This is a genomic window from Paraferrimonas haliotis (assembly GCF_002282895.1).
GTDB classification, from domain to species: Bacteria; Pseudomonadota; Gammaproteobacteria; order Enterobacterales; family Shewanellaceae; genus Paraferrimonas; species Paraferrimonas haliotis.
Window position 1 is genome coordinate 505245 of sequence record NZ_NRRB01000001.1, and the last position, 19885, is coordinate 525129.

Sequence of the window (19885 nt, forward strand, 5' to 3'; positions counted from 1 at the left end):
GGGCACATCCCCGCTTCGTTTTAGCTATTTTTTTGCGCTTCCCGATAGGAACTGGGTTGCCACCACCATCTCAGCAGCCGCTTAACATCATCTAATGCCAAGTACAGAATTGGAATTAGAATCAGAGTCACAACCGTCGAGAACAAAATACCGAAGGCTAATGAGGTTGCCATCGGGATGACGATTTGAGCCTGAAGGCTGGTTTCGAACATGATGGGCAATAAGCCAAAGAAGGTGGTTAACGAGGTCAGCACAATCGCACGAAAACGCTCACATCCGGAATTAATCGCTGCATCTTTAATGGACAGGCCCTCAAGGCGCGCCTTATTGACAAAGTCGACCAATATCAAGGAGTCGTTCACTACCACTCCAGCGAGTGCCACAATGCCCATGAGGCTAAGAATGCTGATATCCAATCCCAGCACTAAATGGCCTACCACCGCGCCAATGATTCCAAACGGGATCACCGACATAATGATCAGCGGCTGACTGTAGGACTTCAGCGGAATGGCCATCAAGGCATAAATGGTAAACAGGGCGAAGAACGCGCCTTGAAGCAAGGACACCATGGCATCTTGTTCATCAGCACTGCTGCCGTCGAGTTGGGTGTTAACCGCCGGGTACTTTTGTTGCAACTGCGGAATAATATTCTTAAGAACGTCAGAAGTGACTTTACCCGGCTCTACCACCGCCTTGTCGGCATTAGCGTTAATGGTAATGGCGCGTTGACCATCCACTCGGATAATGGCGGCTAATGACTCGGATTGTTCAATTTCGGCCACATAGGAAAACGGTACCAGTTGACCTTGGGGCGTTCGAATGCGCATGTTCTCAAGGTGACCAATGGTGCGGCGCTGCTCAATGGGGTAGCGCACCATGACTTTCACTTCTTCTTTATTTCGCAAAATACGCTGAGCTTCGTACCCGTAGAAGGCATACCTTACTTGCTGGGCTAAATCGCTTAAGGTAATACCCAATGCCTCGCCCTGAGGCAGAATATTTAAGCGAATTTCATCGGAGCCCGATGAGTAGTTGTCGGATACGTCAAACACGCCAGTATAGTCGCGCAGGCGTTGCTTTAACTCATCGGAAGCGCGGGCTAACTGTTCTGGATCTTGCGACACCAATCTAAACGAAATGGCACCACCGTTATCGTTGCCGCTGCTGCGAATATTGATTTTCTTGAGCCCGGCAATATCTGGCAACTCATCTCGCCACGCATTAGCAACGTCTGTACCGGTAATGCCTAAGTCTTCCATTTTGTACAATTCGACAAACATGAAGGCACTGGTGCGAGAAGACATGTCGATCATGGTGTGTTTCACCGGATCATTAGGGAGCTGTTGCCCTAACTTTTCGTTCATACGAAACAGTGCTTGCTCAACCTGCTTAACGGCTACCAAGGTGTTGTCTTCTGAACTGCCTTCATCCATTTCCAATTCCACTTGAATGAAATCTTGTGGGATGTCGGGGAAAAATACCCAACGCACTTTGCCGCTTTGAATCAGGCCAATGGACAAAATCAGTACACCGATAAACAGTGACAAGCAGATATAGCGATAGCGCAAACACAGGTCGATGAAACTGCGATAGCGTGTTTGAACGAACGTTTGGAAGCCGGCGTTAAAGGCTATCTTCTTCCGCACAAACCAGTTTTGTTGCTCGATTGGCTTTTTCTTTGGCACCTTCATGTGAGCAAGGTGAGCCGGTAATATTAATTTGGATTCAATGATGGAGAATATGAGGCAGAGGATCACCACCATGCCGATGGACTTCCAAATGTTGCCCATAGGGCCGGAAACCATGATCATTGGCAAGAAGGCAGCTATGGTGGTTAAAACCCCAAAGGTAGCGGGCATAGCCACGCGTTGAGCGCCACGCACAACACTGTCTACCGAGTGGCCTTCTCGTTCTATTGAGGTGTAGGCACTCTCGCCAATAACAATGGCATCGTCCACCACGATACCCAGCACTAGAATGAAGCCGAATAAGCTGAGTAGGTTAATTGACAGGCCAATGAACGAGGTGGGCATCAAGAACACCGCCCCTAAGAAACACACCGGCAATCCCACCATCACCCAAAATGCCAAGCGTACTTGAAGGAATAAGGCCAATACGCAAAACACCAGCAGTGCCCCTCCGGCCATATTCGACAACATCATGTTAAGTCGACCGGACAGGTAGTGGGTTAAGTCTAACCAAATATCTAACTGAGCTCCGGTGGGTAGGGTATCTCGGCGCTTTTCAATGAACGCATTAACCTGGCGACTGATCTCTAATGCGTTTTGATCATCAACGCTGTTAATTTGTATGGTAACCGCAGGCTTACCGTTAAAGCGGGTGTATGCCAAACCCTCTTCAAAGTCATCGCGCACTGTAGCCAAGTCGGTAAGCATAATGCGACTGCCGTCTGGCCGTGTTTTTACCACTATCGATTCGAAATCTTCGCCGTAATAGGCTTGTCCTTTAGTGCGCAATAAAATATCGCCAGCTTGAGCTTTGATTGAGCCACCGGGCAAATCCAGCGAACTCTTACGCACAGCCTGAGCCACTTGCTCGAAGCTTATGTTGTATTCTCTAAGACGGTCTTCCGAAACTTCGATGGCAATTTCATACGGACGAGCACCCCATAAATCGGTGTTGGTAACACCGGGAAGCGAGGTAACCTCGTCTCTAAGTTGTTTGGCCAACTCTTTCATTTCCGGGCGCGACAAATCGCCGTAAACCGACATCCACATTACGTTGGACTTAGGTTTTATTTGAAATATGCGAGGCTTTTCAATGCTGTCTGGGAAGGTAGAAATGGCGTCAATTCGCAGCTTCATTTCATCGAGTACATCTTTAGGCGTGTACTCATTTTCAACTTCAACGGTGACACTACCGAAACCTTCTTGAGCGACTGAAGTTATCTTTTTGATGCCTTCTATGTCTTTAATTTGCTCTTCGATTTTAATGGTAATGCCTTCTTCGATCTCCTGTGGCGCAGCGCCAGGATAAGCCACTGATACTCTAACAAGGTTCAGCTCAAAGCTTGGGAAGACTTCTTTATTGATGGTGAGAGCACCAAACAGCCCACCCACCAACAGGATGATCATTAACAGGTTAGCGGCAACGCTGTTACGCGCAAACCAAGCAATAATGCCCTTATTGGTATCCATGTTACTGAGTTCCTTTGGCGGCTATCTGAGTGGACTTAGATTGCGCTTCGGGTTGTGATTCTCCAAGCACTTCTACCTTCATGCCATCTTCCATGACGTTTAACACCGTCTTGGCGATGCGGTCGCCGTTTTGTAGGCCTTCATCGATGTATATGCTATCCAGATCCGCTCGAGCAACTCGTACGTTTTTAAATTCTACTTCGTTGTTGCCGTTAATGGTGGCAATTCGACCTTTTTTCACCAAGTGACGAGGCACGATGGCTACGTTGTTAAGCGGACGCCCCTTAATTTGGGCTGTGACAAAACTGCCAAACTTAAGTGGTGCTTCGTGGCTATTCGGGTTTAGGCGTAAATACGGGTCTTGCAAATCAGCCACCAAGTACACCATGCGATTCTCTTCATCGATAACGCCTTCACTGCGCGTAATTTTGGCATTCCATTGGCGCTCGAGGCCAGCCAACTCTGTGGTTAAGGTAACGCTGGTGTCTGGGTTAGACATGGACTCTAGGTAGGCTAACTCGTCGCTGGTTAGCGGCAAACGAATTTCAGCAATGCGGGTGTCATACAGACGACCTAAGTTAACACCTGTGTTAATGAACTGGCCCAGATCCACAGAGCGGGCTTTCACCAAACCGTCGAATGGTGCGCGAATGATGGTGCGCTCAAGGTTGCGCTGTGCTCGGGCTAGAGCAGCTTCGGCGAACTTAACGTTGGCTTGTTCTTGTTTAAGTTGTGGTTTGCGCAACGCCAATTCGGTGGGCACCTGAGAGGTCACACCGCGCCAGTTTTCCTTGGCCACTTGTCCTTGCGCAATTTCCTCTTCTAGGCGCGCTTTCGCTTGAGCTAGAGACGCCTGCGCTTGCATTAGGTCTGCTTGATAATCTGCCGGTTCTAGCCGGGCCAGAATATCGCCTTTTTGAACCATAGCACCCGCAACAAAGTTGTCCGACACTTCTACTAAGCGGCCACTGACTTCGGCAACTAATTGGGTTTGGATTTTAGGTTTTACGGTACCGTAGCTGTTGATATTAAAATGAATATTCCGCAGCTTAACTTCGGCGACCTCAATGATGGGTACGGTTGCAACTTTAGGTTCAACCTTAGGCTGTTCTTTGGAGGCCACTAAAACAGCGGCCAAAGCGAAGAACACGATAACAATGATAAAGGGCAGACTTCTTCTTATGAGTAGTGGCATATCCGGTCTCGTAATTCCTATCTGAGTACGCCAAATACTGTATCAGATGATGGCGCTATTTCCTCAGTTTATTTGTGTTATTTTGTAAGAAACTGTAGCGCCAACACCGTGCTCAATGTCTGTAATCAAGCGTGAGCGTTTGTATTATTTTTTAGCCTTTGTTTTGGCTTTCGGCTTTTTCGAGCCTTTCTTCTTAACCTTTTTCTTTGTTGGCGGCTTTGCTTCTTTGTGCTTAGGACGAAGCTCTTTAATGATGCGTCGCTTCAGCTGTTGTTCGGTAAATCGCTCAATTTTAGGCAGTACTGCAACGTCGTGCGCTTCCACCAAAGAAATGGCGGTGCCTTTCGCTCCTGCACGCCCTGTACGACCGATACGATGTACATAGATATCGGCCTTGCGAGGCATGTCGTAGTTGATCACGTGGCTGACGTCATCAACATCAATCCCACGAGCTGCAACGTCTGTAGCTATGAGCACGTTAACTTCGCCCTTCACTAAACGAGACAAGGCACGGAATCGATCTCTTTGTTCCATATCGCCGCGTAAAAAAGCCGCGGTTATGCCTTGTGATTGTAGCTTGCCTTCTAATTCTGCAACGGTTTCACGCTTTTTAACGAAGACAATGGCTCGGCTCACTTCGGGTTGTTGCAACCAATGAAGCAATAGCTTGAACTTGTGTTGAGCGTCATCAGCAATGTGGACCCACTGGTGAATTTTTTGGCTTTCTCTGCGAGGGGGCTTGGCTTGTAAGCGCTCCGGCTCGTTAAGCACTTTGTCGGCAAAGGCTTCAACGCCAGGGCTGTCTAAGGTTGCTGAAAACAGCATGGTTTGTTGGCGATTAAGAGCGGCGGTAGCTATGTCGATGACGGTATTTCTAAAGCCCATGTCCAGCATGCGATCGGCTTCGTCAATAACCAGTAATTCCAGCTTGTCCAGCACGAAGTCTTCATTGGCTATGTACTCAACCAAGCGACCCGGCGTAGCCACCAGTATGTCCATGTTCTTTTTCAGTTTGGCTAACTGCGGAATATAGTCTTGCCCGCCGGTGATAATGCCAATGTTAAGATCGCAATCGGTTGCTAAGTGGCTAGCGTATTGATGAATTTGCGCTGCCAATTCGCGGGTAGGGGTTAGGATTAAGGCCCGTGCGGGCCCTGGTGCGCGCCTTGGAAAGTCCAGCAAGTGCTGGATCATGGGAAGCAAAAACGCCGCTGTTTTACCCGTACCAGTTGGAGCCGAGGCTAGAATGTCGCGCTGATCCATCGCTAACGGCAACACCGACTCTTGAATTGTGGTCGGCTTTTCGTGTTCCATTCTTTTTAGCGATGCCAACAAGCGTTGGTCTAATAGCAAATGATCAAAAGACATTTAGTGGTTTCCAATAAGCAATAATGACATTAATTCGCCAATTATAACTTGAGGTAGAAGGATTTGGTTAACTTAATGAAGTCTAAAGTGTAATTTCCTGACGGATCCGTGATAGTCAGCTCGCTTTTGAGCGGTTGAGTGAGGGCTGATGACGCTTTATGCATAAATTGCAGCAGCTGTCGTTGTGGGTTTTTGGTCGTAACACTGGACACGGCCACTTGAGCCGTAAGTTGTAACCCCACTGTTGAAAAATGCTTTGTTAAGTGAGGCTGTGCATCGGTAGGAACGATCACACTGACTTTTCCCGTTTGCGCCAGCAATTGACTGATGGCCTTGGCAAGCTCTGCAAAGGGCAAGCTGTCGCTGTGACGGGCCGTAGCTCGAGCCGATTGTTGGCTTTTAAGGCCGCTTTGGAAATAGGGTGGATTGCAAATAATGTGGTCAAACGACTGATGGGTAGCAGCTAAGGACTGCGCCGAAATAAGCTGACATTGAACCCGCTCGGGCCAAGGGCTAGCGCTAATATTGGCGGTGGTGGCGTTGATGGCGCCTTGGTCAATGTCGATGGCTTGGATCTCCGCGTTACTGCGCTGGGCGCACATCAGCGACAACAGCCCACTGCCACAACCTAAGTCTAATACGCGTTGAGCTTGGCTGACGTCGGCCCATGCCCCCAGTAACACACCGTCGGTAGAAACCGGCATGCCGCAGCCTTTATCGTCGATAGTGAATTGTTTGAATTGAAAACCCACCGGCTCTCCTCGTTGCAAGCGACATTGAAGATTGGATCATATCAAAGTCGTCGCGGATATACCGTTCAGTTTGCAGACTCATTTTCGGAGCTATATATCAAGCAAGAGGTCTGCGTTGTGTAATGGCAAGGTTAACGAGTAAATTGCGCGTTAACGTAACGTTGAAACCTTGCTTGATTCGCACTCGCTGCCTCCTTGAAGCTTGAATAAGGCGGCTAACTTTGTTATTTCTGAGCGTTAAACATTTAATTTAAAGACCGCCGCCGATACAAGACTTGCAAGTGAGCGGTGCGATGATCCTCAAGCGGAGCTTATTTTGCAGCAGAACCAACTTTCGTTAACCGATACTCTAGGGTTAGGTTTTATGACATTCGCCTTCTTCTTAGGCGCCGGTAACCTTATTTTTCCACCGTTAGCGGGTTTGCTCAGTGGTGAAGCCATGCCGTTAGCCATGTTGGGCTTTTTGCTTACCGCAGTGGGCTTGCCTTTGGTGACTCTGTTCGCGGTAGCTAAAGGCAACGGCACCTTAATGGGCCTACTGCCAACCACCATTGCGATTATCGTAACCTCCGCCATTTTCATCATTATTGGGCCAGCATTCGCTGCGCCAAGAACCAGCTTAGTGGCTTATGAGATTGGCTTTAAGCCTTTCTTTGGTGAAACCAATGCCACGACGCAAGCGCTGTACACCTCGGCATTTTTTGTGGTTGCTATGGTGTTGTCACTGTACCCTGGCAAGTTGCTGGATACTGTGGGTAAAGTGCTCACGCCACTGCTTATTTTACTGCTCATTACCTTGTCACTTTCGGTTGCAACCTTTGATGGTGCAGCGCCTCTAGCGCCAACAGGCAGCTGGGCGGACAACGCCATGGTTGCTGGTGTGCTTGAAGGTTATAACACCATGGACGCACTGGCTTCTATGGTCTTTGGTATCTTGATCATCGACGTATTGCGCAAAAAAGGCATTACTGAAGTAAAACAGCAAAACCATTATCTGGTGATTGCGGCGATTATCGCTGCCATTGGATTAGCTGCGGTTTATGTGCCTTTATTTGTGCTGGGCTCTAAAGCGGCTTTATTGGCTCCAGGCGCTGAAAACGGTGGCATTATCTTAAGTGCCTACGTTGAACACGTTTTCGGGTCGACCGGCTCCATCATGTTGGCAGCGGTGGTGACCTTGGCCTGTTTAACCACGGCTGTGGGTCTTATTAGTGCCTGTTCTGATTATTTTTCTAGTACCTTTGAAAAGTTGCAATACAAAACCCTTGTGGTGGTTTTCTCGGTCATTTGCGCCATCGTCGCTAACGTTGGCTTAACCCAATTGATTGCTATCAGTGTGCCTATTTTAGTGTCGGTATATCCCGTGGCGGTAGCCTTGGTTATCGTGACCTTGATGCGCGACAAGTTTGCGGATCCGAAAACCGCTCACCGCGTCGTATTCAGTTTCGCCTTATGTTACGGCGCGATTGATGGTTTGAAAGCGGCTGGCGTTGATATGTCGTTTGTACAGCACCTCAGCGACGTATCCATGGGCTGGGTTATCCCGACCTTAATCGTTGTATTTGTGTTCACGCTGTTAAAACAAAAGCCACAGCAATAAGTTCGGTACCTTGATTTGGCAACCATTGATGACTCTAGAATTTACATCGAGCAATTCATTCAACATCTTTGGTTGCAGCAAGGGCTGAGCGAAAACACCACCGCGGCCTATCGTCGTGATTTAACCCACTTCGCTCAATTCATTGCCCACCGAGGTAGCTTGCAAAACGCCCAAAGCGAGTGGCTGCAAGACTACCTCAACTTCAGGCATCAGCAGCAATTAAAAGCAAACTCTACCGCCCGAGCCATCAGTGCCCTTAAGCGCTATTATGGCTATCAAGTGAGTTTAGGGGCTATGTCTTATAACCCCACCGCACTGATTCAAGCACCTAAATTACAACGCAAGCTGCCAGACAGTTTGTCTCAATCGCAAGTGGAACAGCTGTTGGCAGAGCCCGATATTGAGCTCCCAATAGAGCACAGAGACCAAGCCATGCTGGAACTGCTATACGCCAGTGGTTTACGGGTTTCGGAGTTGGTGAACCTGAGCTTGGAACAATTAAGTTTACGGCAGGGCTTGGTGCGAGTAACGGGTAAAGGCGACAAAGAACGGTTAGTGCCCATTGGTGAAGCAGCCCAACAGGCGATTACCGATTATTTGGCGGGTTCAAGAGCAGTGCTACTGGGTACTAAAGTCAGTGATGCGGTGTTTCCGTCGCAACGCGGCCAATACATGACACGACAAACCTTTTGGCATCGAATCAAGCTTTACGCGGAGCGAGCAGGCATTCGCTGTCATTTGTCGCCACACACGTTACGCCATGCGTTCGCGACTCATTTACTGAATCATGGCGCCGATCTGCGGGTGGTGCAGATGCTGCTTGGTCACAGTGATTTATCCACCACCCAAATTTACACACACGTTGCCAAAGCGCGTTTACAAGCCTTGCACCAGCAACACCATCCGCGAGGTTAGCTAAAAAAAGTTCATTGGCATTTGCTTTAACGGGAACTTGTGGTTAAGTTCTATTGCCAAAGTTAAACCAAACACCATAGTTCAGCGTATCGTACGATGACATGAGAGGCCCTCGCAGCCCTTGCAAGCCTCAAAAAACGTTAAATAGGAAGTAGGATGTTTAGAAGAAGTTCTTGGTTAGCCGCAGTTACTTTGCTGATCGCACCGTTTATGGCCGCCTCAAGCATGGCTGCGCAAGCTACCGACAGTCAACAGGCGATTAAAAAACTGCTGCAAGACAAGTTGCAGGTGTCGGTTGACTCGGTTTCGCAAGGTCCCACCGATGAGCTTTTAGAAGCGGTCACCGATCGCGGTATTTTATACGTCACTAAAGACGGTTCTAAAATGTTTTTTGGGCAAGTGTATCAGTTGTCCGATATGACTAACCTTACTGAACAAACCATGTCGAAAATTCGACTGGATAAACTGGCGTCATTTAAAGACGACATGATTGTTTTTAAAGCCAAAGACGAGCAATACGTCATCACAGTATTTACCGATATTACCTGTGGCTACTGTCGTAAATTGCACAATCAAATTGCGGAATACAACGATTTAGGCATAACGATTCAGTACTTGGCCTTTCCTCGCGGTGGACTCAATTCTGACAGCTTCGATAAACTTCGAGATGTTTGGTGCTCCGCTGATCAAAAAGAAGCCATGACCAAGGCAAAAGCTGGCGTTGATGTTAACCGCGCAACCTGTAAGGCAGATATTGCTGGTCAGTATCAACTGGGTCAAACCTTCGGGGTTACTGGAACACCAGCGATGGTATTAGCTAATGGGCAAATGGTTCCAGGCTACATTCCACCGCAACGTCTATTGAACACCCTTAAATCTCGCAATCTTTAAGTTCAGCTAAGCCTGTGGCCCAACTTCACGCCATACGCCGTCGCCCGCACGTGGACGACGGCCATCTTGCTCAGCCTAATGCGCTTATTCGCCAGTTGTTGGCCCGCAGAGGGGTCACCAGTGAGGATGAAAGCTTGGCGTTGGCAAACCTGCTGTCGCCGCATACCATGCTGGGGCTGTCTGAGGCCGCAGCCATTGTTACTGAGGCTATTGTTCAGCAAAAACGTATTCTAATTGTTGGCGATTTTGACGCCGATGGCGCCACCTCTACCGCGGTTTGTATGCTGGCACTGAAGCGCATGGGGGCGAACAATGTCGACTTTTTGATTCCCAATCGATTCGACTATGGCTACGGTTTAAGCCCAGAGTTGGTTACTTTGGCGCACCAGCAGCACGCGCAATTGCTGATTACCGTAGATAATGGCATTTCGTCCATTTCGGGTGTTGCTGCCGCTCGGGCGCTCGGCATTGATGTGGTAGTTACCGACCACCATTTGCCGGGAGATGCCTTGCCGCAAGCCAACGCCATCGTTAACCCTAATCAACACGGTTGCCCGTTTGCCAGCAAAGCATTGGCGGGATGCGGTGTGGCTTTCTATTTAATGTCTGCGATTCGAGCAAAGCTTAAGCAAAGTGGCTGGTTTACCATGCAACAACCCATGCCTAACTTGGCTGAACTGCTGGATATTGTTGCTTTGGGCACGGTTGCGGATTTAGTGAGTTTAGACTCCAATAATCGCATTTTGGTCAAAGCGGGGTTGGCGCGAGTGCGCAGCGGTCGCTGTCGTCCGGGCATATTGGAACTATTAACCCTAGGCAAACGCCGACCTCAAGCAACGGTGGCCAGCGACTTTGCTTTCGCGGTAGCACCTCGGCTGAATGCCGCTGGACGACTGGATGAAATGGCCCTAGGGGTTGAGTTGCTGTTGTGTGACGATGCGCATCAAGCAAAACGCATGGCGGCGCAGCTCGACTTGCTCAATCAAGAGCGTCGAGCACTGGAGCAAGACATGCAACAGGATGCTCTGGCTCATTTACACTCGCTGCAATTTGGGGATGACAATTTGCCGTGGGGATTAGCCTTATACGATGACAGTTGGCACCAAGGTGTTATTGGCATCCTCGCGTCTCGATTAAAAGAGCGCTACCACCGCCCTGTTATCGCTTTTGCCGATGGCGATGAGCACACTATTAAGGGCTCGGCGCGCTCGATTCCTGGTTTGCATATGCGCGACTTGCTCGAGCTGATTAATAGCCGTCACCCTGGCATGCTGATTAAGTTTGGTGGCCATGCCATGGCTGCAGGGTTAACCATCGCCAAGCACGATTTGGCTCAATTTCAACAAGCCTACTTAACCGGCATACAAGACAACATTGACGAGTCAATACTTACCGGTGAGATCTTAAGTGATGGTGAGCTTAGCGCTGCTGACATTACGCTTGCTAATGCCCAAGCGATTCGTGAATGCGGTCCTTGGGGGCAGGCGTTCCCAGAGCCGGTATTCGATGGCGAGTTTTACATAGTCAGTCAACGCATCGTTGGCGAGCGTCACCTCAAACTGGTATTGCGAAGCCATTGCGGCCAACTCGATGTGGATGGTATTGCCTTTAACATAGATGTTGAACACTGGCCAGACGCTCGAGTGTCGCAGGTGCGGGTCGTTTATCGTTTAGACGTCAATGAGTTTCGCGGTCATCAAAGCGTGCAAATGATGGTTCAGCAATTGGAAAAACTCTAGTTACCTGTGCTTCGCGATATTACCAGCGACTGCTGAGCCGAAAATCTAATTGCACCACTTTGCCCTTTTGTTTAATGGCTTTACCGTCTGAGTATTCAGGCTGATAGCGCCATTTCTGTAAGGCGCTTATGGCGGCCTGTTCAAACACCCCTTGCGGCTCTGCAGCCACCACGAAAATGTCACTCACGCTGCCGTCAATATCGATGCTAAATCCTAATTGCACCCAGCCTTGAATCTTCTCTCTTGCCGCCGGTATGGGGTAACGAGGCTCTATTCGTACCAGTGGCGTCGCATGACTATTGCCGTGATAGTAGGTATCGGCTTTTAATCCCCCTAGACGATGACTGATGTCTCGACCTAGGTCGTTGCTCATGGCAATTATCGTTGGGCTGGAAATGGGATCGATGGTAACGGCAGGCACCTCTATTTCTGGACGAGACGGTGACTTTAATGGCTTTGGCGGTGGTAGTTTTTGGCGGTGCTTGAATTGGGTTTCGCTATCCTTAAGCTCCATTGAGATGATGATGGTTGGGGAGATACCTTGTTTCAACGCAGCTCGCTTAGCACCACCGCTAATGAGGCTGGCCATGAACACAAACAAGGCAAAGGTAATGATGGTCGCTATCAATAACGAAATGACGATTCGCACACTAACCACCTCAGCCAGCTATAAGTAGCTAAAGTATAGTAGAGGGGAACTATAGTCGAGCGCTAAAGGCTTAACTGCGAACAGTCAGTTAAGCCTCATTAGTTACGTGTTGATTAAATAGAGGGACTCATTAAATGGGACGGGTAGCTTGTTTAAGCCAGGCTAAGTCGCTGCCTTGCAGCTGCGGGCCGATTTTTTCCAACACCAATTGGTGGTAGCTATTTAGCCATTGTCGCTCGCTATCGGTCAGCATGCTTACTTCAATTAAGCGAACATCGAACGGAATTAAGGTAAGGGCTTCAAACTCCAGCATGTTGCGCTCGCTGTTGGCTAACGATCGAGCCTTACGCACCGCTACTAGGTTTTCTAGACGGATACCATAATCGCCATCTTGATAATAGCCCGGTTCGTTGGACACCACCATTCCTTCAAGCAGCGGCACCGAGTTGGCGTTTTTGGCAATTCGTTGCGGTCCTTCGTGGACACTTAAAAAGTGGCCCACGCCATGGCCTGTGCCGTGGTCATAGTCCAAACCTTGTTGCCACAACGGCATACGCGCCAAAGCGTCTAACTGTTGACCACTGGTGCCCCGTGGGAACTTGGCTTGATCTAACGCGATGTGGCCTTTAAGCACTAGGGTCACACGCTGTTTTTGCTCAGCGCTGACCTGACCGATAGCAACCGTGCGGGTCACGTCGGTGGTGCCATCCAGATATTGACCACCGGAATCCACTAAGTACAAGCTGTTCATGGGGAGGGTGGCTGGTGTACCGTTTAGGTGATTGTAGTGACACATGGCGGCATTGGAACCGGCGGCAGAAATGGTGTCGAAGCTGGGCTCTTGATAGTGTGGTAAAGGTTCGCGAAAGCTGGCCAATTTGTCCGCGAGCTGACCTTCATCATGGAGTTGACCGGCCTCCACTTGCTCATCTAACCATGCTAAGAAACGACTGACGGCGGCCCCGTCACGAAGATGGGCTTGGCGCATGCCTTCAAGCTCCACAGCATTTTTCTGTGCTTTGGGTATGGCAACCGGATCGCTACCTTCAACCAGTTCAGCTCCGGCTTCGCGTGCAGTGAGCTGACTCCAGGCGTTGCTGGTATTTGAGTCGGCTAATAGTCGTACCCCATTGAGCTGTTGTAGCGCTTGGGCAAAATCTGCCTCAGGCTTGAATTCAACGCCGTCTCCAACGTGCTCGGCTACGCCGTCTTCCAGTAGACTCACATCTAAAAATACTTGCATAGAGCCGTCGCTGCTTAGCAATGCACTGCCTAATAGAGCCGGTAGTCGTGGTATGTTGCGGCTGCGAAGGTTTAACAGCCAAGCAATGGAATCCAACGCTGTAATGAGCGCCATATCGGCGTTGTTATCCGCCACTATTGTGGCTATTTGGCGGCGCTTAGCAAGGCTGGTGGCACCCGCGAGTTCGTCGCTAAAGCAAAAGATAGGTTGGCTGGGAGCCGCCGGTCGTTGTTGCCATACCTGGTCGACGGGGTTAACCGCGGTTTGCGTTAATTGAATGCCTGATTTAGCCAGCTGTGCAGACGTGGCTTGCTGCCAAGCAAGCGTGTGCAGGCGAGCATCAAAACCCACTTTAGCGCCTTGGGCGAGTTTGTCTGCCAGCCAAGGAGCTAACGGGTCGTCGGTCAAGGATTGATAGCTAAAAAGGTCACCGTCTACTTGTTGACGAACTTGCACGGTATAACGGCCATCAACAAATATGGCCGCGTCTTCGGCCAAAACCACAACGTGCCCGGCAGAGCCGGTAAAATCGCTTATCCACAACAATCGCTCGTTGTGCTCAGGCACATATTCACCCAAATATTCGTCGGCTCTAGGGATGATAAAGGCGTCGATTTGCTGCTGCGCCATGACTTCACGAATGGCAGCTAATCGATTGGCAATAGTGTGTGACATCATAATTCCTTAACAGGGTAACGGTTGGTGGCGGGTATTAGAATTAACACGTTGAAAGTCAAATAAGGTATCGAGTAATCGCCTCAATCTAGCGCTGGTTTTAGAAAATAGCAAGGTGCAAGCTGTGTTCTAAGGTGACTCTTTTAGCTTCACCTTGCGCCACCAAACAAAATCGAATAATTTCAAGCACACAAGCCCGTTACAATTCATAGAGATGGCCCACATTTCAATCACGGGCTATAGGTTTATAGCGTTACATAATGTAAAATGTCCGGTTTGAATGAATGGCAACGTGCAATCGTCTAAAAACGGATTGCCAACCAAGTAAGAGAAAGCTGAGTCCATGTTTGAAGTAAATCCAGTCGTAAACAAGATTAAGGAGCTGTCGGAACGCACCGGGCTTCTTCGGGGGTACCTTTGACTACGACGCCAAAAGTGAGCGTTTAGAAGAGGTTTCCCGAGAACTTGAACAACCTGAAATCTGGAATGAGCCCGATAGAGCACAAGCTTTAGGCAAAGAGCGCAGTGCTCTTGAGGCCGTGGTTAAGACCATTGACGACATGGATTCAGGCCTCGAAGACGTTGAAGGCTTACTAGAGCTTGCTGTGGAAGAGTCGGATGAAGAAACATTCGCCGACGCCGAGCAGGAGCTGCAAACTCTGGAAGGGCGGTTGGCGGAATTAGAGTTTCGTCGTATGTTTTCCGGAGCGCAAGACGGCAACGATTGTTACTTAGACATTCAAGCCGGCTCTGGCGGTACCGAAGCGCAAGACTGGGCCAGCATGCTGCTGCGCATGTACTTGCGTTGGGGCGAGGCACACGACTTTAAGACTGAGCTCATGGAAGTCTCAGACGGTGACGTGGCAGGAATTAAGAGCGCCACCATCAAGTTCAGCGGCGAATACGGCTTTGGTTGGTTAAGAACCGAAACCGGGGTGCATCGCTTAGTGCGTAAGTCACCGTTTGATTCTGGTGGCCGTCGTCATACCTCGTTTGCCTCGGTATTCGTGTTTCCAGAAATTGATGACTCCATTGAAGTGGATATTAATCCGGCGGATTTGCGAATCGACGTTTACCGCGCCTCAGGTGCTGGTGGTCAGCACGTGAATAAAACCGAGTCAGCGGTACGTATTACGCACTTACCCACAAATACCGTTGTGCAGTGTCAAAACGATCGTTCGCAGCATAAGAACAAAGACACCGCAATGAAACAACTTAAAGCTAAGTTGTACGAATTAGAAATTCAAAAACAGAACGAAGAAAAACAGGCCTCTGAAGATGCTAAGTCAGACATTGGCTGGGGCAGTCAGATTCGTTCCTATGTGCTGGATGACAGCCGTATAAAAGATTTACGAACCGGCGTTGAGAATCGCAATACTACTGCGGTGCTTGATGGCGATTTAGACCGATTCATCGAGGCCAGCCTGAAATCTGGGCTATAAGCGTTTTACAGTCGCAACTTTAAAGAGAGCAACATGACAGACCAAATTCAAGACGAAAACAAACTCATTGCTGAACGCCGCAGTAAGTTAGAAAAGATTCGCCAAACCTGTAAAGCCAATGGCCATCCAAATGACTTTAAACGAGAGCATTTAGCCGACGATTTGCAACAAGAGTTCGGCCAATTCACTAAAGAAGAATTGGTGGAGCAAAACAACCAAGTGAGCGTTGCCGGTCGTATTATGGCCAAGCGCGGGCCATTTTTGGTTTTACAAGACGGCAGTGGTCGCATTCAGGCGTATGCGCCTAAAGAAGTTCAAAAAGAGCTGAAAACCATTGGCGGTCTCGACATTGGTGACATCATCGGAGTGGCCGGGGAGCTGTGTAAGTCAGGTAAAGGTGATTTGTACGTGAATATGGACAATCATCAATTGCTAACAAAGGCACTGCGCCCTTTGCCTGAGAAGTTTCATGGGCTAACTGACCAAGAGCAGCGTTATCGTCAACGTTACGTCGATTTGATCATGAACGAAGACAGTCGCAACACCTTTAAAGTGCGCTCTAAGATTGTAAACGCAATCCGTAATTTCATGGCGAACCGCGACTTTATGGAAGTGGAAACGCCTATGATGCAAGTTATTCCTGGCGGTGCCTCAGCGCGTCCATTTGTGACTCATCATAATGCGCTGGATCAAGAGATGTTTTTGCGTATCGCCCCTGAGTTGTATTTGAAGCGCTTGGTTGTTGGTGGCTTCGAACGCGTTTTCGAAATTAACCGCAACTTCCGTAACGAAGGTTTATCGCCACGCCATAACCCAGAATTCACCATGATGGAATTCTACTGGGCCTATGCCGATTACAACGATTTGATGGACCTTACCGAAGAAATGCTAAAAACCATTACCGAAGAAGTACTGGGTGCCAGCGTTTTAGATTACGGTGAAGAGCAGTTCGACTTTGGCGCTAAGTATGCCCGCATTTCGATGAAAGACTCGGTACTGCAATACAACCCAAGTGTTGACGCGGCCCAGCTGGAAACGCTAGAAGCGGCCAGCGAAGTAGCTAAGGGGCTTGGCATTGAAGTTGAAAAGTCATGGGGCTTAGGTAAAGTCATCACTGAAATCTTTGAAGAGACGGTTGAACACAAACTGATGCAACCAACCTTTATTACCGAATATCCCGCGGAAGTCTCACCGCTGGCTCGCCGTAACGATGATAACCCATTCATCACGGATCGATTCGAGTTCTTTGTGGGTGGTCGTGAAATCGCTAACGGTTTCTCGGAGCTTAATGACGCCGAAGATCAGGACAACCGCTTTAAAGAGCAAGTGGAGCAAAAAGATGCCGGTGACGATGAAGCCATGTTCTACGACGGTGATTACATCACAGCGCTTGAGCACGGATTGCCACCAACAGCGGGTCAAGGTATTGGCATCGACCGCTTAGTGATGCTGTTCACTAACAGCCATACCATTCGCGACGTTATCCTGTTCCCAGCGATGCGCCCGCAACAAAGCTAAGCATTCTCGCACCCAGACAAAGCCGGCATCATTGCCGGCTTTTTTGTAGCAGTTATCCACAGGGGACGTACCCTTTTGCAGGTGGGGTACGTCCCCACCAAAAAGGGTACGTCCCCATGGCGGGAAGCTGTGGATAACTCTTTGCACGGCAGCTGTTCATTATTGTTCCTCTTTGATATCTGGTCTTGCTTTAAAAAGTCAATTAACTCAGTTTGTTACGCTTATTGGTGGGTGACTGGATGAAGTGTGTCTGAGGAAGGGAATTCAAAGGCTATACAGTCTTCTTTCTTTAAACTAATGCCATGTTAATCAGCAGAGGGCTGATTACACGGAATAGATAAAGTTGAGACTCACATGAAAAAGTTAATGGCGTTAGCACTTCTCGCTAGCCTAGGTGCGATGAACGCGCAGGCTCAAAACTCGGGCGACCAAAACTTCAAGGCAGCGGAATTGCTTGTTGGAAAGAGCTTTGGCAATGCCAATGTTTATTACGAGACCGATTCTGATATTGGTTATCATGAAATTGGTGCAGGCTATAGTTTTGAAGATGTTTTAATTCCAGGCTTAAGCATTACGCCTCACGCTGCGTTTATTGGCGCGGTAAACGGGGGCGATGATAAAGGTCGCGCTCAGTTGGGAGCCAAATACAGCTTTCTAGATAACGCCTTTGTCCGTGCTGAGTATCGCTATACTTCTGGCTCGAAAGAGCAGGAATTGGCGGAACCTTACAGCGCATCGACGAAGAAGATGAATCATAAGTTTGATGAGGTGCAACGCGCACGCATTGGTGCTGGGTACGATTTTGGCATGATTTCAGTGAGTTATGACGTTTTCGCTCATCAGCAAGACAATGATGTAATAGCGGCTAGAGAAAACCGTCGTCATTGGAACAGTGCTGAGTTTCAAGTGAACTTAAATACGGGCACAGGATTAACGCCTTTCGTGCGGATGATGCATACAACCGATGCCGGCCTTGTTGCCGGTAATAAGCCAGAAGATAAAGCGCTGTTTGGTTTGAGTTATTGGATTAAGTAACCGCCACTCGCGCGTGTGTTAGCCCCGCTAATGTGGGGCTTTTTAATGGGTAAAAAATAACACTGATTCATTATACTCTTGCTGCTGGGCGCGATTAGATGAGGTATGTTTGTGTGTTACTGGACTTAATAATGCTATTATTGATGAAATGTTCATAATTTGTATAAAGGCTTTGGTTAGGCCTGTTAACACAGTGTTTTATGAGATCTAGATCTCATTTTGTCTAGACTTTAATGTGAATCAGATCAAAACTTCCGAGTTGAGTTTTTATGACAGCTGGCTCAGTATGATTACCACTCAAAGACTTCAATAAAGAAGCATTTCCCCATTCACACATTAAGGCAAGACATGTTTAAATCCTTATCGAGTAAAATCTTCACCGGGTTATTTGCCGGCTTATTAATCGGCACGGTGATTCAATACCTACTAGCAGACATTGGCTTCTTTAGCGGTACCTTAGTGGACATTGCCAATGCCGTTGGCACCATGTTTGTTTCGCTTATTAAGCTGTTGGTTGTGCCTTTGGTCTTCTTCAGTATTGTGAGCGGAATTTGCCAATTAAAAGACCTATCAGCCTTTGGCCGACTTGGCACTAAAACCTTTGCTTTTTACATCATCAACACTCTGATTGCGATAACCGTAGCGTTGATCATTGCCATGGTACTGCAACCGGGTCGAGGTTTGGATCTGACCGCGATGGCTTCCACCGAAATCGCTGCAACCGAGCTGCCTAATATCATCCAGCTTATTGTTGGTATTATTCCAGACAACCCGGTTGAGGCCTTTGCGCAAGGAAATATGCTGCAAATCATTTTTATGTCCTTGTTAACCGGTGGTGTCATTAAGTCACTCGGTGAACATGGTGAGCCTGCCAAAAAGTTTTTCTCTCAAGGCAACATGATCATGATTAAGATGATCACTGTAGTCATGTACCTTGCACCGATTGGCGTATTTGCCTTGATGGTGAACTTAGGCGCTACCCTAGATTCGTCAACCTACGCCAGCGTGCTGGGGTACATTGGGCTCATTATTAGCTTATTGATACTTTGGATTTTTGTGGTGTACCCAAGTGTAGTGGGCGCAATGACAAACGTTAGCGCGAGTGAATTCCGACGTAAAACGCGCGAGCAGTTCCTATTTTCACTGTCCACCGCCAGCTCAAATGCGACCATTCCAGTTACCATGAGAACTTTAACCGATAAACTCAACGTAAAGCCCGCTGTTGCCGGATTTGGGGTGCCGTTGGGCGCCACTATGAATATGGGCGGAGTGTCTATTTACATTACGATTGCTGCGGTCTTTTGTGGAAACGCCTTTGGAGCACCCATTGGTTTTGAGCATTTAGCGTCATTGGCCTTCTTTGTATTCCTATTGTCAGTGGGCGCTGGTGGTGTTCCAGGTGGCGGTATGGTTATGATTGGTGTCTTGATTCACCAAATGGGTCTACCGATTGAAGCTTTTGCTTTGGTTGCAGCACTGGATCGCATTATTGATATGTTCGTTACCTCCGCAAACGTTGTTGGCGATAGTGCGGTGGTCACCATTGTAGATCGCAGTGAGGAAGCTCTGGCTCAGACTTCTTCTAACCTCAGTTGAATCCGAGCTGAAAACATATGAAAAGCGGCCTTTATGGCCGCTTTTTACTTTAAGCTAGTATTTTTACGTAAAATCTTTCAACTAGATCTTGTTTGTATTTGCACAGTGT

At 48.6% G+C, this 19885-nt stretch carries 14 protein-coding genes; 8 read left to right on the top strand and 6 right to left on the bottom strand.

Annotated features, from left to right (window positions below; translation table 11 throughout):
• Positions 1–20 precede the first annotated feature (20 nt).
• The 4 genes from CLC91_RS02425 to CLC91_RS02440 all read right to left on the bottom strand — a co-directional run bounded on the left by CLC91_RS02425 (position 21) and on the right by CLC91_RS02440 (position 6473).
• Entirely contained in the window at positions 21–3158 is a 3138-nt protein-coding gene (locus tag CLC91_RS02425; RefSeq protein ID WP_095497357.1) for an efflux RND transporter permease subunit, read from the bottom strand.
• A gap of 1 nt (position 3159) precedes the next feature.
• A complete protein-coding gene (locus CLC91_RS02430; protein WP_095497358.1) occupies positions 3160–4353 on the bottom strand; it encodes an efflux RND transporter periplasmic adaptor subunit in 1194 nt (397 codons plus the stop codon).
• 144 nt (positions 4354–4497) lie between these two features.
• Positions 4498–5721, bottom strand: a complete 1224-nt coding sequence (gene srmB / locus CLC91_RS02435) for an ATP-dependent RNA helicase SrmB (protein WP_095497359.1) — start codon at positions 5719–5721, stop codon at positions 4498–4500.
• Positions 5722–5762: 41 nt separating this feature from the next.
• The gene (locus tag CLC91_RS02440) at positions 5763–6473 is read right to left on the bottom strand and encodes a tRNA1(Val) (adenine(37)-N6)-methyltransferase (RefSeq protein ID WP_095497360.1); all 711 of its coding nucleotides are present in this window, start codon (positions 6471–6473) and stop codon (positions 5763–5765) included.
• A 316-nt stretch (positions 6474–6789) separates the two neighbouring features.
• On the opposite strand from CLC91_RS02440, the gene brnQ reads away from it, so the two are divergent.
• From brnQ to recJ, 4 genes are all read left to right on the top strand, one after another.
• A complete protein-coding gene (gene brnQ / locus CLC91_RS02445) occupies positions 6790–8073 on the top strand; it encodes a branched-chain amino acid transport system II carrier protein (protein WP_095497361.1) in 1284 nt (427 codons plus the stop codon).
• Between the two features lie 15 nt (positions 8074–8088).
• A complete protein-coding gene (gene xerD, locus CLC91_RS02450) occupies positions 8089–8988 on the top strand; it encodes a site-specific tyrosine recombinase XerD (protein WP_095499925.1) in 900 nt (299 codons plus the stop codon).
• 156 nt (positions 8989–9144) lie between these two features.
• Positions 9145–9879: a bifunctional protein-disulfide isomerase/oxidoreductase DsbC gene (dsbC, locus tag CLC91_RS02455; protein ID WP_095497363.1), complete on the top strand. Its 735-nt coding sequence runs from the start codon at positions 9145–9147 to the stop codon at positions 9877–9879.
• Positions 9880–9893: 14 nt separating this feature from the next.
• The gene (recJ, locus tag CLC91_RS02460; protein WP_095497364.1) at positions 9894–11618 is read left to right on the top strand and encodes a single-stranded-DNA-specific exonuclease RecJ; all 1725 of its coding nucleotides are present in this window, start codon (positions 9894–9896) and stop codon (positions 11616–11618) included.
• Positions 11619–11637: 19 nt separating this feature from the next.
• Here the strand turns inward: recJ and CLC91_RS02465 are convergent, their stop codons facing one another.
• On the bottom strand, positions 11638–12267 hold the full coding sequence (locus tag CLC91_RS02465; RefSeq protein WP_095497365.1) for an energy transducer TonB: 630 nt from the start codon (positions 12265–12267) through the stop codon (positions 11638–11640).
• Between the two features lie 130 nt (positions 12268–12397).
• Positions 12398–14185, bottom strand: coding sequence for an aminopeptidase P family protein (locus CLC91_RS02470; protein WP_095497366.1), 1788 nt, complete (start codon positions 14183–14185; stop codon positions 12398–12400).
• 343 nt (positions 14186–14528) lie between these two features.
• On the opposite strand from CLC91_RS02470, the gene prfB reads away from it, so the two are divergent.
• The 4 genes from prfB (at position 14529) to CLC91_RS02490 (ending at position 19776) form a co-directional block, all read left to right on the top strand.
• Positions 14529–15627, top strand: a protein-coding gene (gene prfB / locus CLC91_RS02475) for a peptide chain release factor 2 (protein ID WP_179287518.1) whose coding sequence is annotated in 2 segments (ribosomal slippage) — positions 14529–14603 and positions 14605–15627 — 1098 coding nt in all. Because the reading frame shifts where the segments join, the coding sequence is not laid out codon by codon here.
• 33 nt (positions 15628–15660) lie between these two features.
• On the top strand, positions 15661–17145 hold the full coding sequence (gene lysS / locus CLC91_RS02480; protein WP_095497367.1) for a lysine--tRNA ligase: 1485 nt from the start codon (positions 15661–15663) through the stop codon (positions 17143–17145).
• Between the two features lie 354 nt (positions 17146–17499).
• Positions 17500–18180, top strand: coding sequence for a hypothetical protein (locus CLC91_RS02485; protein WP_095497368.1), 681 nt, complete (start codon positions 17500–17502; stop codon positions 18178–18180).
• Between the two features lie 348 nt (positions 18181–18528).
• Positions 18529–19776 carry a dicarboxylate/amino acid:cation symporter gene (locus CLC91_RS02490; protein WP_095497369.1) on the top strand — a complete coding sequence of 416 codons (1248 nt, stop codon included), beginning with the start codon at positions 18529–18531 and terminating at the stop codon, positions 19774–19776.
• Positions 19777–19885 lie beyond the last annotated feature (109 nt).

Coding starts and splice junctions, on each gene's coding strand:
- CLC91_RS02425 (WP_095497357.1), bottom strand. CDS start 3,158: ATGGATACCAATAAGGGCATTATTGCTTGGTTTGCGCGTAACAGCGTT.
- CLC91_RS02430 (WP_095497358.1), bottom strand. CDS start 4,353: ATGCCACTACTCATAAGAAGAAGTCTGCCCTTTATCATTGTTATCGTG.
- srmB (WP_095497359.1), bottom strand. CDS start 5,721: ATGTCTTTTGATCATTTGCTATTAGACCAACGCTTGTTGGCATCGCTA.
- dsbC (WP_095497363.1), top strand. CDS start 9,145: ATGTTTAGAAGAAGTTCTTGGTTAGCCGCAGTTACTTTGCTGATCGCA.
- CLC91_RS02470 (WP_095497366.1), bottom strand. CDS start 14,185: ATGTCACACACTATTGCCAATCGATTAGCTGCCATTCGTGAAGTCATG.
- lysS (WP_095497367.1), top strand. CDS start 15,661: ATGACAGACCAAATTCAAGACGAAAACAAACTCATTGCTGAACGCCGC.
- CLC91_RS02485 (WP_095497368.1), top strand. CDS start 17,500: ATGAAAAAGTTAATGGCGTTAGCACTTCTCGCTAGCCTAGGTGCGATG.
- CLC91_RS02490 (WP_095497369.1), top strand. CDS start 18,529: ATGTTTAAATCCTTATCGAGTAAAATCTTCACCGGGTTATTTGCCGGC.